Below are 15,137 nucleotides of genomic sequence, written 5' to 3'. Positions count from 1 at the left end.
TGGTGCATAGACTAAGCCAGCATTCTCAATTAGTAAAGGACAGTCAATGACTCTGGCTACTGCGCTTGACGCACAACATGCAACGATTCGCCAAGATTGGTCGAAGGAAGATGTAGAAGCACTTTTCGCGCTTCCATTTAATGACTTACTTTTCCAAGCGCAGCTGGTACATAGACAGCATTTCAACCCCAATGAAGTGCAAGTGAGTACACTACTGTCGATTAAAACGGGCGCGTGCCCTGAAGACTGTAAATATTGCCCACAAAGCGCAAGGTACGATACTGGGTTAGAAAAAGAGCGTTTGCTAGAAATTGAAAAAGTGATTCAGCGAGCAAAAGAGGCTAAGCAGGCTGGCTCTACGCGATTCTGCATGGGCGCTGCATGGCGCAACCCGCGCGACCGCGATATGCCGTACATCCTCAATATGGTTGAGGAAGTGAAACGTTTAGGTCTTGAAACATGCATGACACTTGGCATGCTAACGCGAGAGCAAGCCATAGCGCTAAAACAGGCAGGACTTGATTATTACAATCATAACCTTGATACCTCTCCGGAATATTACGGCGATATTATTACTACCCGCACTTACCAAGACAGGCTAGACACGTTAGAAAATGTTCGATCAGCAGGCATGAATGTGTGTTCTGGCGGTATTGTCGGCATGGGGGAAACGCAAGGGGACAGAGCCAGCTTATTGATTCAGCTTGCCAACTTACCCGAGCAGCCACAAAGCGTGCCTATTAATATGCTTGTAAAAGTTAAAGGTACACCATTAGATAGCCTAGAAGATTTAGACTACTTCGAGTTTATACGTACTATTGCCGTCGCCCGCATTATGATGCCGAAATCTCACGTCAGGCTTTCTGCTGGTCGCGAAGCCATGAACGAACAAATGCAAGCGTTGTGCTTTATGGCAGGCGCGAACTCTATCTTTTATGGGTGCAAACTATTGACCACCTCAAATCCTGATACCCATGAGGATGTGATGCTGTTCAAAAAGCTGGGCATTAATACAGAGCGTACTCGTGGTTATTCTGATGAAGCGCACGAGCAAGTGCTAGAAGAAGAAATTGCCCAACAACACGCGCCAGATTCGAACGAGTTGTTTTATGACGCCAGTAAAACCAACGCATCAAAACAAGCCGTGGATGCCTAATGGCCTTTAACTGGCTGGACGATAAGCTTGCAGCGCGAGCACAACAGGGTTATTTGCGTCAACGTCACTGCCAGCAGTACGAAAAAGATAACGTCATCTGTATTAATGGTGAGCATTACCTAAATTTTGCAAGTAATGACTACTTAGGTATGCGCCACCATGAGGGCGTCTTGCAAGCATGGGTAGAAGGGCTTGCACAGTTTGGAGCAGGAAGCGGTGCTTCACCGCTGGTCACAGGGCATACACAGGCGCATCTTGCACTTGAAAGCTATATTGCCGATGGGCTCAACCGTGAAGCCGCATTGCTCTTTAATTCAGGTTTTGCCGCTAATCAAGCGTTGTGCATGGCATTGATGGCTGCCGGCGGTGATATTGTTGCAGACAAACTTATGCATGCCTCGTTTCTAGAAGCAGCCACATCTAGCGACGCAAGATTACGGCGTTTTAAACACAACGACATGACGCATTTGGATGCGTTGTTGTCTTCTACCCAAAGTGAAGATGTTCTTATCGCCAGTGAGGGAGTATTTAGTATGGATGGCGATGTTGCTCCAGTTGAAGCAATCGCGCAACGTGCTTTGGCCCATAAAAGTTGGTTTATGCTTGATGATGCGCATGGAATGGGCGTGCTCGGACAGTCAGGCTTCGGGACAATTGAAGCGCATTCGTTATCGCAGGAACAAGTACCCGTAGTCATGGGCACATTCGGCAAAGCGATAGGCACCGCCGGTGCGTTTATAGCAGGAAGCCAAACGCTGATTGATTATTTGGTTAATTATGCTCGTCACTATGTTTACTCAACAGCAATGCCTCCTGCACAAGCAGTAGCAACGCTGTACTCTTTTACTCATATTGCAAACGACAGTGAACGACGAGATGCCCTCAATCATAACGTAGCGCTATTTAAACAGGCTTTTGAAGCGCAGTTTGGCTTGTCATCTCCTTTGACGTTATTGCCCTCTCATTCTGCTATACAGCCCATTATCGTTGGTAGTCCAGAGGCCGCACTTGCGTTGAGTGATGCATTGAAACAGCGGGGAATGTGGATCCCGGCTATACGTTATCCAACAGTACCAAAAGGCCAAGACCGTCTGCGTATTACCTTGTCGTCCACACATCGTGCTCAAGATATCGATGTATTGATCGATGCCTTATCATTAGCCTGTGAGTCAGCATTATGAATGCGCTTTTTAAATCTGTAAGCCAGCCAATACTTGTCGAGCACATTGATAATGTTGACAGTAACGCTGACGTTATTGATGAAAATACACTAGCAAATCGGTTTTCAAAAGCAGCCACTCAGTACGATGCGCAAGCAAAAATACAGCGTAGAATTGCCAATGCTGCGCTCTCAAATTTACCGCCGGAGCTTCATGGGCAGTGGGTAGATATTGGTTGTGGAACAGGGGCGCACACCCAAACATTGTTTCAGCGAGGGGCCGAGATTACCGGAGTTGATATCGCTGCCGGCATGATAGATGAGGCCCAAGCGCGCTACCCTGATGTTCCTTTTATTCAAGGAAGCGCTCTGGCACTGCCGTTTGAAAATAGTCAGATAGACGGGGTGTTTTCTTCTATGGCGCTGCAATGGTGTGCGGACACACAGTGCGTGGCTGACGAATGTGCTCGCGTTTTACGTGTAGGCGGAGAAGCTGAGCTTAGCATTATGGTTGCAGGATCTTTTCAAGAGTTACATTCATCAAGGCTACTGGCTCAATTACCTGAGGCAGTAACACCATTGCCTACCACCGCTTCATGGCTTGCCAGTTTTCATAGTGCTGGATTCAAAGTATCGCGACTGATCACTAAAGATTATGTAGACACTCACGCTGACGTGATGAACTTATTGCGTTCTATCAAAGGCGTTGGCGCAGGTGAGACGGGAAAACGCCATGGAACGCTTTCAAGGCGAGATATCAAAAAACTAGGTATAGCTTATGAAAACCGGTTTGGGGTTGAAGGCAAGCTTCCGCTTACCTATCGCGTTAGCCATTTTAGGTTAGAAAAATCATGAAACAATACTTCATTACGGGTACCGACACCGAGGTGGGGAAAACGTATGTCACGAGCCACCTTCTTAAAAGTGCAGCCATGCTTGGCAAGTCGACATTGGGTTATAAACCTATTGCGGCGGGGTGTGACAATATCGAGGGTAATTGGGTTAACGAGGATGCAGCAAGTTTGCACGCTGCAAGCAGCATAGCGGTATCGATTAAAGAGGTGAATCCTATTGCGTTAGTGCCACCCATTGCACCTCACATTGCCGCAAAAGAGGCGGGCGTTACGTTGACCGCTGAAGCGATAACCGCAGGTCTTCGTCATTTAGAACGATATTCCCCTGATCTATTACTAATGGAAGGAGCGGGTGGATGGCAGCTTCCTCTTAGTGATGATACCTTTTTATCCGATGTCGTCGCGTCATTGGAAATGGACGTAATTTTAGTGGTTGGTATGAAGCTAGGGTGTTTAAATCATGCTCTGCTTACGGCGAAGGTAATGCAGCAGCAAGGCGTAAACCTTGTGGGGTGGATAGCGAATGACATTACTGGGTACATGTCACGTTATGACGAAAACTTAGCGACGCTTAAACACGCAATGCCCGCACCTCTGCTGTTGGAAATCCCTTTCCAACAAGAACCAAGTGCTGAGGCATTACAGCGGGTTATCCAAAAGCTCTGTTAAATCTTGCTGCGGTGTTATGGCGGTTTTTTCTTTGCCTAAAAAGATAAAGCCACCTTTATCGCCTAGTAGGGTCAATGCATTATTTGATAACCGTAATGCTGTGCCTTCCCTTATTCCCACCACCGGCATGGCAGGGTAGAGCGTAGTAAATTCCGTTAAGCGCTGGTCACGAGTTTCACCGTTGTGACCAGGGGGATGGAAGTCACTGTAATGCGGGTTTAGCTGAAAGGGAACAACACCGAGCGCTTCAAAGCTAGGAGGGGCAATGATTGGCATATCATTGGTTGTGCTAATGGTCATTCCGCAAATATTAGACCCAGCACTCCAGCCGATGTATGGCGTACCGTCTGCTATTGCATGCTTTATTGGCACCATTAAGGCAGTGTTGTATAGCGTATACAGCAAATGGAATGTATTTCCTCCGCCCACCACAATTGCCTGATTATTTTTCTTGGCAGACTGTATTGCGGCCACAGGGTTGTCTACGGTATGCAATCCGATGACATTACATTGAGGTAACGCGTTCGCAACGGCATGCACATAGGCATCGTAACTTTGGGTTACGGCGGCGTAGGGAATAAAGATGATGTCGCGAACATCACCTAAGTGTGCAAGAATATGCGCGCTCGCATGTTCCAGATAGGGTTCATTGCCTTGGCGTGAACTACTTAACATTAATACATGTGCGGTCATAACAGTTCCACATTTTTTCTGACGGCGTATCATACGTGATTGAATTAAAAAAGTTTAGTCATACCCGTTTATAGCCACAATAGGATTGTTCAAATGAGTCAAAAAACCTCTGTTCTTTTCGTATGCTTGGGCAATATTTGTCGCTCGCCAACCGCAGAGGCGGTCTTCAAACATAAAGCAGCCAATGCGGGGTTAGACCTTGTTATCGACTCGGCAGGTACCCATGGCTATCATATCGGCAAATCGCCAGATAAGCGCTCTCAAGCAGCGGGGGTCGAGAGAGGCTACAGCTTTAAGGGGCTTAAATGTCGCCGCGTTGATGAAAGCGATTTTGAAAAGTTCGATTATATTTTGGCTATGGATGAAAGTAACTTATCTAACCTTCGCGGAATGTCGCCGTCGCAACACCATAATAAGGTGCATTTGTTTTTAGCGTTTGCTGATAGTGAAGATAAAGAAGTACCAGACCCTTACTACGGTGGCAAAAAAGGGTTTGACCTTGTACTTGATCTTATCGAGGAAGCGTCAGATGGCTTAATTGCTCACATAAAACAGAATCAATAATGTCACAGCGCGTGCCAAAAACACTTGTCATAGGGCTGCTTGTTTCGGCGCTTATGGTATTTGTAGTAGGCATAATGTGGAATGTATGGTTTGAGCAAGCGCCGATTGCGTTAAAGCAACATATATTCACCCATGTTCAGTTGCCTCTGGTGGTGACTGCTTTACTCGTTGGCGCTGCGCTTGCGACAAGTGGAGCCACGCTGCAAGTCGTGCTTCGAAACCCCTTAGCCGACCCTGGGATCATTGGGATCACTAGTGGAGCAAGTTTGGTTGCTGCATTTATGTTGTTAGCAACACCCGCTTGGGCTGAGCCTTTTCTTTATGTCATTCTGCCAGCCAGTTGCTTTGCGGGTGCACTGTTTACCACCTTTCTTATTTACCGTCTTGCGAGACGCCTACAGGGCTCTGTAACCGCCGTAATCTTATCGGGTATTGCTGTATCTACGTTAAGTGGTGCGGTGGTGGGGTGGCTGTATTTATTTAGTGATGCGCAGTCGCTAAGAAACCTTACCTTTTGGCTAATGGGCAGTTTATACCAAACTACTTGGCCCATTTTATGGGTAAGTGGCCCGGTTATTATTGTGAGTGTGGTGTATCAAATAAGACAAGGGACATCGCTAAATAAGTTGTATGCGGGAGATATTGCAGCCATTAGCAGTGGGGTAAACGTGCAACAACTCACAGAGCGCACGTTACTAGCAAGTGCCATTGCAGTTGGCGCTGCGGTGTCTATTGCCGGTGCCATTGCATTCGTTGGATTGTTAATTCCACACGTTCTGCGCCTATTGCTAGGGCACGACAACCGCTTACTGCTTCCTTTGTCAGCACTGGCGGGAGGCGTGTTGTTGTTATTGGTAGCGTGCGCGTCTGAGTTAACTAGCGTGATAACGCTTCCGGTGTCGATGATAACGGCTACCCTTGGAGGGCCATTATTGGTCTATGCGCTTTTTAAAGGGCATGTGCGATGACGAACGTGGTGTTATTAACATCAATCGATGTAGATAAACGGTTGGCCGATATTACCGGTCAGATAAATCAGGGCGATTGTGTGCACCTTGTTGGTCCAAATGGAGCGGGGAAATCTACGCTATTAAATGTTATCGCGGGGATTACCCCTATCGATGAAGGATCATGTACGCTGTTAGGTAACGCCATAGCAACGTGGCCGCTTTCAAGCTTAGCAGGCATAAGGTGCATGCTGGGCCAGCAAAATTATTCAGCCTTTCCATTGCAAGTGTCAGAATATTTGTCTTTTTACTCTACTTATAAGGCAAATGGCAACGATGTGCCTGATATTGTCGAAGCCGCACTAGAAGTACAGCAATTTGCTAGTAAGTCATTAAATACACTGTCAGGCGGAGAACGTCAGCGCGTAGAGCTATGTCGCGTTCTACTTCAAGTATGGCCAGCAGTCACGAAGGGGGCAGCAATTATATTGCTCGATGAACCACTTCAGGGGCTAGATATTCGTCATCAGTATGCACTGGTCTCGTTACTTCAAACCCTTTGCGCGCGAGGAAATACGGTAGTAATGAGTTCTCATGACCTTGCTTTAAGTGCCAATTACAGTTCGCATGTGTGGTTGTTAAAGCAGGGGAGCATGATAGACAGCGGTATTCCACGACAGGTTGTAACAAAAGATAATCTTGAAACGACGTTTAACTGTCATTTTGCTATAAGCAAGCACGATAACTTTCTAGAAATTCAAGCATGCGCCCCTATTTCCTTTCACCAGATATGGTAAAGTGCTAGACCAGTTACGATTCTTACAACCAGCGCGGCATTGTGGTTTGTCGTTGGTGCATTCATATTTTCGGGAGAACCTCATTGAGCAATTGGCAAGTAGACAGCTGGAGAAGCAAACCTATTCTTCAGCAACCTCATTACGACGATCAAGTGCGCTTGCATGAAGTAGAGCAGACGCTAAGTACTTATCCACCGTTGGTTTTTGCTGCAGAAGCGCGCGAACTTAGACGCCAGCTTGGTGAAGTGAGTTTAGGTAAAGGCTTCTTACTTCAAGGTGGCGATTGCGCAGAATCGTTTGATGAGTTCAACGCGCCTAAAATTAGAGATACGTTCAAAGTTCTTTTACAAATGGCTATCGTGCTGACGTTTGCTGGTCGTTGCCCCGTTACTAAGGTAGCGCGTATGGCTGGGCAGTATGCTAAGCCTCGTTCATCAGACATGGAAACGATTAACGGCGTAACATTACCTAGTTACCGTGGTGATATTATTAATAGCTTTGAATTTACCGAGGCATCACGCCGACCTGATCCAGAGCGTCTTCTAGAAGCCTATCATCGAAGTGCATCAACGCTAAACTTGCTGCGTGCATTTGCACAAGGTGGGCTTGCCGATTTACATGAAGTGAATCGCTGGAACATGGCGTTTGTAGAAAATAACCCGTTAAAAGAGCGCTATCATGATATGGCGCTTCGTATTCAAGACACGCTAGCGTTTATGGATGTGATTGGTATTAATGCTAAAACCAGCACGACGTTACACGAAACGTCACTGTTTACCTCGCATGAGGCCTTGCTATTAAACTATGAGCAAGCACTTACACGTATCGATACCCTAACTGGTAAGCCTTATGATTGCTCGGCACATATGGTGTGGATTGGTGAAAGAACGCGTCAGTTAGACCATGCGCATATTGAGTTTTTCCGCGGCATTCATAACCCCATCGGTGTGAAAGTGGGCCCGAGCATGCAGGAAGACGATCTAATTCGTTTGATTGATGCGCTTAACCCGAATAACGATCCGGGTAGATTAACGTTAATTACACGTATGGGGGCAGATAATTTGGCAGATAATTTGCCACGACTGCTTAGAAGAGTAAAAGCGGAAGGGCGCCACGTGGTGTGGAGTTCAGACCCAATGCACGGCAATACGTTTAAAGCGTCAAGTGGTTATAAAACAAGAAATTTCGATGCTATTTTGAAAGAAATTAAACAGTTTTTCCAAGCCCATAACGCGGAAGGTACGCACGCAGGTGGTATTCACTTAGAAATGACAGGTCAGCATGTAACAGAGTGTACGGGTGGCGCTTATGCAATAAGTGACGACGACTTAGCTCAAGCCTATAAAACGCAATGTGACCCGCGATTAAATGCAGACCAAGTGTTAGAAATGGCATTCTTGGTTGCCGACCATCTAAAGCACGCATAATATAGGTAGTAAGAGGAGAGATAATCTCCTCTTACTCATTTATTGACGCCAACACATCGCGCCTTTCTTCTTCGGTTAATATTCCCGTTAATATAGTTTCTCTTCGCAAGTTTGCTGTACGCGTATCGTCAGCAAGCACCAGCGACCTGAATAGTTCAGGTGTGTCGATGGTTTCTAAAATACTAGACCACAACATATAACTGCCGTACCGCATGAGTTTTGCTTTATAGCGCATTTCAAGCGTGTTCTTTATCGGCTCAAGCAAGGTGGGGTGTGCAAGGATTTTATCTACCATTTTTTGGTGAAGCGCTAAGATACGTTGATTGACCCTGTCATCTTTGCGTCGTTTAGTGTGTGCTTTCATTCTTCACTAGCAGTATGTAGATAGAAATTAGTCATCGTCAAGTAAAGGCGCTACCACAGATTCTAAGCCGTTGAGCTTTATTTCATAGATAAGCGCGAGCTGTTGGCCGAGTTCATTGTCAGGAAACCCCTTGCTATGAAACCACACTAAATAGGGCTCGGGCAGGTGAAATAACCTACGACCTGCGTATTTTCCAAAAGGCATCACACTGTTGATAGCGTGTTTAACTAATTCTGCGTTCATCGAAACCCACAAGATAACTTCATTGCGTATACGGTAAAGGAAACTGTCAAAAAAGTTAACAGTCGGCGTTCAGCTAGTTTGTAAGTCTCTGATAGTATTGTGTTAAATTTTAGGCTCAAATTTTGCTTAGTTAATATTGCTCTTATACTTTTGTCTTAACCTAATTTCGAGGCCTTAATGAGATTATTGTCGTTACTTTTCCTTCTCGCTTTTTCATCATGTTCAAGTGCAGCGTTTATTACGTTTACCGGCACCTTTACTGATGACGATGAGCGTTTTTATATGCCTTTTACCGTGACGGATACCACCGAGGTAACGATTACGTCGTTTGGCTACTCAGGTGGCGACTTACTTGATACCACGTTTATTCCCGAAGGCGGCTTTGATACCGTGTTGTTTCTCTTCTCGTCGATAGGCGAATTTATTAAAGACAATGATGACAGAAGTTTAACGAGTTTTGACGCAGAGATCATTGAGACGCTGACTGCAGGTAGCTATGTAGCGGTGCTTGTGCAATACAACAATTTCTTAAATGGCGCAGTACAGGGTGGAGTAATCGATTTCAACGACGATAGCCTATGGGCGGGCTCTGGGGCAATAAACTTTGAAGATATTAATGGTGATAGTCGTACCGGAGATTACGCAATTCAAATTTCAAGCGACCGCCTAGTGACCGATGACGCTGCAAAGGTCAGCGCCCCCTCAACCTTGTTACTGTTTAGTCTGCTTCTATTGTTGCCAGCGTTAAGACGCAAGTTGTAAGCAACGAGCGCGCTACTCCTGTTGCGCGCGCCACAAATTGGCGTATTCACCCTGTAAAGAGAGGAGCTCGTTATGCGTACCTCTCTCAATGATCACACCGTTTTTCAGTACTAATATCATATCGGCGTCAATCACTGTCGAAAGGCGGTGCGCAATGACTAAACTGGTGTGGCCTTTCGCTGCGTTGCGAAGCGCACCAAGAATCGCTTGCTCAGAGCCGCTATCGAGTGACGAGGTGGCCTCATCGAAAATCATGATAGGCGTACCTTTGAGCAGGGCTCGTGCAATGGCAACTCGCTGCTTTTCTCCGCCAGACAATTTTAGCCCGCGTTCGCCTACCGTGGTATCTAACCCGTCAGGCAGTTTTTCGATAAATGCAGTTAAATGCGCCAGCGCTACTACGTGCTTCACTTCATCAAGTGACGCGTCGGGTTTTGCATACCGTATGTTTTCAAGTAACGTGGTGTTAAATAACACGGTATCTTGCGGCACAATCCCAATATTGGTACGCAGGCTCTCTTGAGTAACTTCCCTTATTGACTGTCCATTAATCTCAATGTCGCCTGAGGTAGTGTCATAAAAGCGGAAGAGCAATTTCATCAACGTAGATTTCCCAGCACCGCTTTCTCCTACCACCGCCACTTTTGCGCCAGCAGGAACGTCAAAGCTAACGCCTTTTAAAATGGGCCGTGCTTCTTGGTAATGAAAATGAATGTTGTTGAAGCGGATGCTTGGGTTGGAAGCCCTCAACGTAGTGGCGTGTGGTGCATCTTTAATAAGCGGCGTTTGTTCGAGTAACGCAAATAACTTGTCGATATTAGCGAGTGAACCACGAATCTCACGGTACACAAACCCAAGAAAATTGAGCGGCATGAAAATCTGCATTGTGAAGGCATTTATCAATACAAAGTCGCCTATCGTCATGGTGCCGTCCATTACACCAAATGCAGCATTGGCCATCATAGCTGTCATGGCAAGTGCAATTATACTTGCTTGCCCCCCGTTGAGCGCGAATAGGGATAATCGGTTTTTTCGTCGTGCAACTTCCCAGTTTGCTAAATCATCATCATATCGATTGGCTTCAAAACGCTCATTGTTAAAATATTTTACGGTTTCAAAATTAAGTAAGCTGTCTACGGCACGGGAGTTAGTCGTTGAATCAGCTTCATTCATTTGAGTAACAAAACGCGTTCGCCAGTGCGTTGCTTTCATTGAAAAGGTTACGTAGGTGACAACACTTACCACAATAATAGTGGCAAAAGACCACCCAAACTGTATCAATAGTAGCCCGACAACTAAGCTGATTTCTAGCAGCGTGGGAACGATATTAAACACCATAAAGCGCATTAAAAAGCCAATGCCGGTGGTTCCACGTTCAATGTCTCTCGATAGCCCGCCTGTCCTACGATTTAAATGGAAAGTGAGGTCTAAATTATGGAGGTGTTTGAAAACTTTAAGCCCAAGTCGGCGCATGGCGCGTTCGGTGACACGGCCAAATAGGGTGTCACGCACTTCACCTAACAACACGTTCGTTAGCCTCAATGCCCCGTAAGCAATAATCAGGCTGATAGGGACGGCCACAGCTAACGTGGTGAGGTCGCCATTCAGGCTATCGACAGTATACTTCAATACATAAGGCAACCCGATGCTAGCGACCTTTGCTGCAATAAGACAAAGTAGCGCTAGGCCGACTCTATGTTTGAATTCTAATAAGTATGGCCACAGTTGGGTTAATACTCGCCATTTTACGGGTTCGTTGTCGTCTATTGGAAATCGATTTCGTCGCATGATTACAAAGTGCCGAGGTAGAATGGGTCAATGGTATAACGGATATTGGTTAAAGCGTAATAATTACACGCATTTACTGTATAAGGTTCAGCGAAATTCGTTGGTTTCTCTGTATTATGAATAGTATTTGAGAAATTGAGGGTCCTATCTGTATCGCTTACCGTAAATGTTAGCGATTAGATCAAGTCTGCTTAGTCTACAGCGCATAGGTTGTGCTCGGAATTATGCGTGTTATTTGTTATGTTAGGTGTTGTTTTTAGCCTCTTTAGGAAATCGTTTGTTAGAAGATAGTTTTGGCCGTCAATTTCACTATTTACGCTTATCGGTGACAGAGGCGTGTAACTTTCGATGTCAGTATTGTCTACCCGATGGTTACCAAGGCCCTTCAAATGATCATTTCTTATCTCTCTATGAAATAGACACGTTGCTCCGTGCTTTTTCAGGTTTGGGGACGTCAAAGGTACGCCTGACAGGGGGAGAGCCAACCCTTAGAAGAGATTTTCTCGATATTCTTTCTCTTACTGCATCTACGCCAGGTATTGAGCGCGTGGCAATGACAACGCACGGCGCACGTTTAAATAGTGGGGCAGTAGCGTGGAAAAGCGCGGGCTTAGATCAAGTAAATGTTAGTATTGATAGCTTAGACCCACGACAATTTGCAGCGATAACCGGCCAAGATAAACTAAACGTAATATTGAAGGGGCTAGATAAGGCAGTAGAGGTCGGCCTTGATGTTAAAGTTAATACCGTTCTTCTTAACGACTTCTCAGAATCTCGCTTTAATCGTTTCTTAGCGTGGATTAAAACCATGCCTATTACGCTTAGGTTTATCGAGTTAATGGAAACGGGCGACACCACCTCATTTTTTGCTCAGCAACACCAAAGCGGTATTCCACTTAAAAATAAATTGTTGGCGACGGGCTGGCAGCGCGTTCAAAGAAGACAAGACGCCGGGCCGGCACAAGAGTTTACTCACCCTGATTACAAAGGGAAAATAGGCCTGATACTGCCTTACAGTAAAGACTTCTGTAACACATGCAACCGTTTGCGAGTAGCTGCAAATGGGAATTTACACCTGTGTTTGTTCAGTGAGAACGGTATTAGTTTACGCCCGTATTTGCGCGATGGTGATGTTGAAGGAACGCAAGCGTTTTTAAAAGCCTGTTTGGGTGGTAAACATAAAACACACTACCTTCATGAAGGGAATACTGGTGCAACAAAGCACCTTGCGATGCTGGGTGGGTAGCGCTTACATTAAGTTTTGGCTATGTGTATAAAATAGACTATATTGCTAAAAAGACATGCAACTAAAACAATAATTAAAAAGGACGTTTATGCATATAGGCGATAGTGAGCGGCTGTCATATCACTATGTAACGGAATCTGATAGCGAGTTTCTATGGGATCTTGACCAAGACGAACGCGTAATGCGCTTTATCAATGGGGGAAGAAAATCGACCCGCGAAGAAATTGAGCAAGTGTTTGTTCCGCGTTTTCAAGCGTATTCTAACCATCCATTAGGGTGGGGGCTATGGCGTATAAGGGTTATAGACACTAAACAAGATATAGGATGGATCCTCGTTCGGCCTTTCGGATTTTTTACTCAACACCCAGAAACAAACAATATAGAGCTTGGATGGCGATTTCGTTACGACAGTTGGGGAAATGGGTATGCCACAGAGGCCGCTAGGCACGTAAAAGAAGCGCTTTATCTAACCGGTATTGATAAGTTTTCAGCTATTGCAAACCCAGACAACATCGCTTCTATCAATATCATGAAAAAGTTAGGTATGACGTTTAGTCATGAATTTGAATACAAAGATAGCGTTTATCAAGAGACCGTAGTGGTTTATGCAACCTGACGAAGAATAAGTTTAATATTTTCATAGCGAGAACGTTGTTCTTCGGTTAATTTTGCATTTTCTAACGTTTCACGACATTGCTTTATTAATCGTTCGTCACCTTGCGAGTCTCCGCTTTTTCGCTTTTTCCTCATTACGGTTGCTTGCAGCAAATTAAGGGCGATAGCAGCGTTTTTTGGCATAACCTTAAAGGCCTGCTCAAAAGTCGCAAACGACTTAGCCATTTCACCTTTTTGATAATGCAGCACTGCAGCATTGTTGAGGTTTTTAGGGCTTATTGAAATAGACGCTTTCTCAGCTTTCTCCTGCTTTACATATTCACACAGTAATGCACTAGCGGTATCGTCGCTTTCTAACTTTTTTTCTAACGTGTCGAGTATTTGCAATGCACTTTTCTTCAAGCCAACGTCGTTAAAGGCTTTCGCAGCATCGATAAGCGCTTCGGGTGATTGCTCGCTAAGGGCTTCAGCATCAATGGTATTTAGCAGTGCTTTCGCGCTTTCCATGTCGTCTTTCAAGTACAACACGCGGGCATTGATGACATTAACTTCATGTTGTACCTCAGCCTTGGCGTGAGTTGCTTTCAACTGCGCGAGGTAGTCACTGCTTTGCTTTACAATATGTCGAGTTAGTTCAGGTTCCGCTGTCATTGCGTAATCGACGCCAGCTCTGGCTGCACTCAAATAGATATCGGGTGTGTCATGAATAGAGTTTCGAGCGAATCGCACCACTTTTTTAGCGCTATTATACTGGGTCTCATAATCGTGTGTAAGTCGAGAAAGTTCGACTGCCTTTTGATGACGCGCAATGCTCCTCGGTGATATGTCGGTAGCAACATCAATACATTCTAGCGCTTCTTCAAATGCATTTTGCTTAATCTGTAATTCGGCGAGCATATCGTAAGCAACTAACATACGCTTGTTTTGCAGGGCTAAATGAATGAGTGTTTTTTCTGCTATGTCGAATTCGTTTTGCTGAATGTAACACTGCACCAAACCAAGTGTGGCCCACGAGAAGGGCTGTACATTGATGATTGATTCAAAAAACGCGAGCGCTTCGTTGTAGCGCTCGCACAATAATAGTAAGTCACCCTTAATCTTTAGTGCCAAAGGATAGTAATGTGCGTGCTTTGGCTCAAGTAAAAAGCGCTCTACTGCGTCAAGTGCATCAGAAAATTCACCTGAATCCATGCACGCATACACGGGCGCTAGCGCTTGCTTTCTGGCAATAACGCGACCTAAACGTTTATCTAGTTCATTAACAGAAAACGGTTTTGCGATAAATTCATCGGGTTGTAGCTCGATAATCGCGTGGACGGTTGCGCTTGATGTGTCGGCGCTAGTAAAGACAAATGCCGATGTTAATGGCAACAGTGACTCTGCATGAAGGCGTTCGTATAAATAGAAACCTGCTTGCTCTTCTTTCAAATCGTAAGCACATATAACAACATCATATTGTTTGTTGCTAATGGCATTGAATGCATCAGAGGCTCTATCTACGTAGTCTATGTGCTGAAACCCTAATTGCTCCAAAGCATATTTAATATGACTTTTTGCTAATACGTGGTCTTCAGCCACAAGCATTTTTACTTGCTTTGCGGTTTGCAGCTTCATCGTTACCTTCGCGTGTTTAAAGCGAGTGAATACACACTGTTTGGATATTTAGAGATTAACACCAATATAACAAATATGTAAGAAGGGCGGTTTGTGGTGATTATCAACGATAAAGAACGGCCGGTTAGCAACGAAGTTATTGAATCATTGAGTCTTATGAACTACTGAATTATTTAGAGGAGATGGTGGACGCTGCTGCTGGCTCGCAACGATGTTGTTGAACCATTGAGTCTTATGAA

Annotated in this window: 16 protein-coding genes; 11 read left to right on the top strand and 5 right to left on the bottom strand. The window is 45.3% G+C overall.

Features of this window, described 5'->3' with window-relative positions:
• Positions 1-46 precede the first annotated feature (46 nt).
• From bioB to bioD, 4 genes are read left to right on the top strand one after another with little or no spacing between them, the layout of a single operon-like run.
• Positions 47-1,156 carry a biotin synthase BioB gene (gene bioB / locus AC27EZ_RS00080; protein ID WP_487133375.1) on the top strand — a complete coding sequence of 370 codons (1,110 nt, stop codon included), beginning with the start codon at positions 47-49 and terminating at the stop codon, positions 1,154-1,156.
• Positions 1,156-2,337: an 8-amino-7-oxononanoate synthase gene (gene bioF / locus AC27EZ_RS00075; protein WP_487133374.1), complete on the top strand. Its 1,182-nt coding sequence runs from the start codon at positions 1,156-1,158 to the stop codon at positions 2,335-2,337. The genes bioB and bioF overlap by 1 nt, the downstream gene beginning before the upstream one ends.
• Positions 2,334-3,170, top strand: coding sequence for a methyltransferase domain-containing protein (locus AC27EZ_RS00070; protein WP_487133373.1), 837 nt, complete (start codon positions 2,334-2,336; stop codon positions 3,168-3,170). Before bioF ends, AC27EZ_RS00070 begins: the two co-directional genes overlap by 4 nt.
• A complete protein-coding gene (bioD, locus tag AC27EZ_RS00065; protein WP_487133372.1) occupies positions 3,167-3,838 on the top strand; it encodes a dethiobiotin synthase in 672 nt (223 codons plus the stop codon). The genes AC27EZ_RS00070 and bioD overlap by 4 nt, the downstream gene beginning before the upstream one ends.
• On the opposite strand, the gene pepE is transcribed toward bioD, so the two are convergent.
• Entirely contained in the window at positions 3,809-4,531 is a 723-nt protein-coding gene (gene pepE / locus AC27EZ_RS00060; protein WP_487133371.1) for a dipeptidase PepE, read from the bottom strand. The two genes, bioD and pepE, sit on opposite strands and share 30 nt — an antisense overlap.
• Before the next feature lie 93 nt (positions 4,532-4,624).
• On the opposite strand from pepE, the gene AC27EZ_RS00055 reads away from it, so the two are divergent.
• The 4 genes from AC27EZ_RS00055 (at position 4,625) to AC27EZ_RS00040 (ending at position 8,266) form a co-directional block, all read left to right on the top strand.
• Complete coding sequence (locus tag AC27EZ_RS00055) at positions 4,625-5,095, top strand: low molecular weight protein-tyrosine-phosphatase (protein ID WP_487133370.1); 471 nt, start codon at positions 4,625-4,627, stop codon at positions 5,093-5,095.
• Complete coding sequence (locus tag AC27EZ_RS00050; RefSeq protein ID WP_487133369.1) at positions 5,095-6,063, top strand: FecCD family ABC transporter permease; 969 nt, start codon at positions 5,095-5,097, stop codon at positions 6,061-6,063. Before AC27EZ_RS00055 ends, AC27EZ_RS00050 begins: the two co-directional genes overlap by 1 nt.
• Positions 6,060-6,839: an ATP-binding cassette domain-containing protein gene (locus AC27EZ_RS00045; protein WP_487133368.1), complete on the top strand. Its 780-nt coding sequence runs from the start codon at positions 6,060-6,062 to the stop codon at positions 6,837-6,839. Before AC27EZ_RS00050 ends, AC27EZ_RS00045 begins: the two co-directional genes overlap by 4 nt.
• An 83-nt stretch (positions 6,840-6,922) precedes the next feature.
• Positions 6,923-8,266 (top strand): class II 3-deoxy-7-phosphoheptulonate synthase, encoded by a 1,344-nt coding sequence (locus tag AC27EZ_RS00040; RefSeq protein ID WP_487133367.1) that lies wholly within the window; start codon positions 6,923-6,925, stop codon positions 8,264-8,266.
• A gap of 31 nt (positions 8,267-8,297) precedes the next feature.
• On the opposite strand, the gene AC27EZ_RS00035 is transcribed toward AC27EZ_RS00040, so the two are convergent.
• Together AC27EZ_RS00035 and AC27EZ_RS00030 are read right to left on the bottom strand one after the other, a co-directional pair.
• Positions 8,298-8,630, bottom strand: a complete 333-nt coding sequence (locus AC27EZ_RS00035; RefSeq protein WP_487133366.1) for a hypothetical protein — start codon at positions 8,628-8,630, stop codon at positions 8,298-8,300.
• Positions 8,631-8,657: 27 nt separating this feature from the next.
• Positions 8,658-8,873 (bottom strand): DUF3820 family protein, encoded by a 216-nt coding sequence (locus AC27EZ_RS00030; protein ID WP_487133365.1) that lies wholly within the window; start codon positions 8,871-8,873, stop codon positions 8,658-8,660.
• Between the two features lie 177 nt (positions 8,874-9,050).
• On the opposite strand from AC27EZ_RS00030, the gene AC27EZ_RS00025 reads away from it, so the two are divergent.
• A complete protein-coding gene (locus tag AC27EZ_RS00025; protein ID WP_487133364.1) occupies positions 9,051-9,635 on the top strand; it encodes a DVUA0089 family protein in 585 nt (194 codons plus the stop codon).
• A gap of 12 nt (positions 9,636-9,647) precedes the next feature.
• On the opposite strand, the gene AC27EZ_RS00020 is transcribed toward AC27EZ_RS00025, so the two are convergent.
• A complete protein-coding gene (locus AC27EZ_RS00020) occupies positions 9,648-11,423 on the bottom strand; it encodes an ABCB family ABC transporter ATP-binding protein/permease (RefSeq protein ID WP_487133363.1) in 1,776 nt (591 codons plus the stop codon).
• Between the two features lie 277 nt (positions 11,424-11,700).
• On the opposite strand from AC27EZ_RS00020, the gene moaA reads away from it, so the two are divergent.
• Positions 11,701-12,669 (top strand): GTP 3',8-cyclase MoaA, encoded by a 969-nt coding sequence (moaA, locus tag AC27EZ_RS00015; protein ID WP_487133362.1) that lies wholly within the window; start codon positions 11,701-11,703, stop codon positions 12,667-12,669.
• 88 nt (positions 12,670-12,757) lie between these two features.
• Positions 12,758-13,285: a GNAT family N-acetyltransferase gene (locus AC27EZ_RS00010; protein WP_487133361.1), complete on the top strand. Its 528-nt coding sequence runs from the start codon at positions 12,758-12,760 to the stop codon at positions 13,283-13,285.
• Here AC27EZ_RS00010 and AC27EZ_RS00005 read toward each other — a convergent pair.
• Positions 13,273-14,898: a response regulator gene (locus AC27EZ_RS00005; RefSeq protein ID WP_487133360.1), complete on the bottom strand. Its 1,626-nt coding sequence runs from the start codon at positions 14,896-14,898 to the stop codon at positions 13,273-13,275. The genes AC27EZ_RS00010 and AC27EZ_RS00005 overlap by 13 nt on opposite strands.
• Positions 14,899-15,137 lie beyond the last annotated feature (239 nt).

Source organism: Alteromonas sp. 4NH20-0056 (assembly GCF_057539655.1).
The sequence above is the reverse complement of the archived record's forward strand: the minus strand, read 5'-3'. Positions and strand labels throughout refer to the sequence as shown.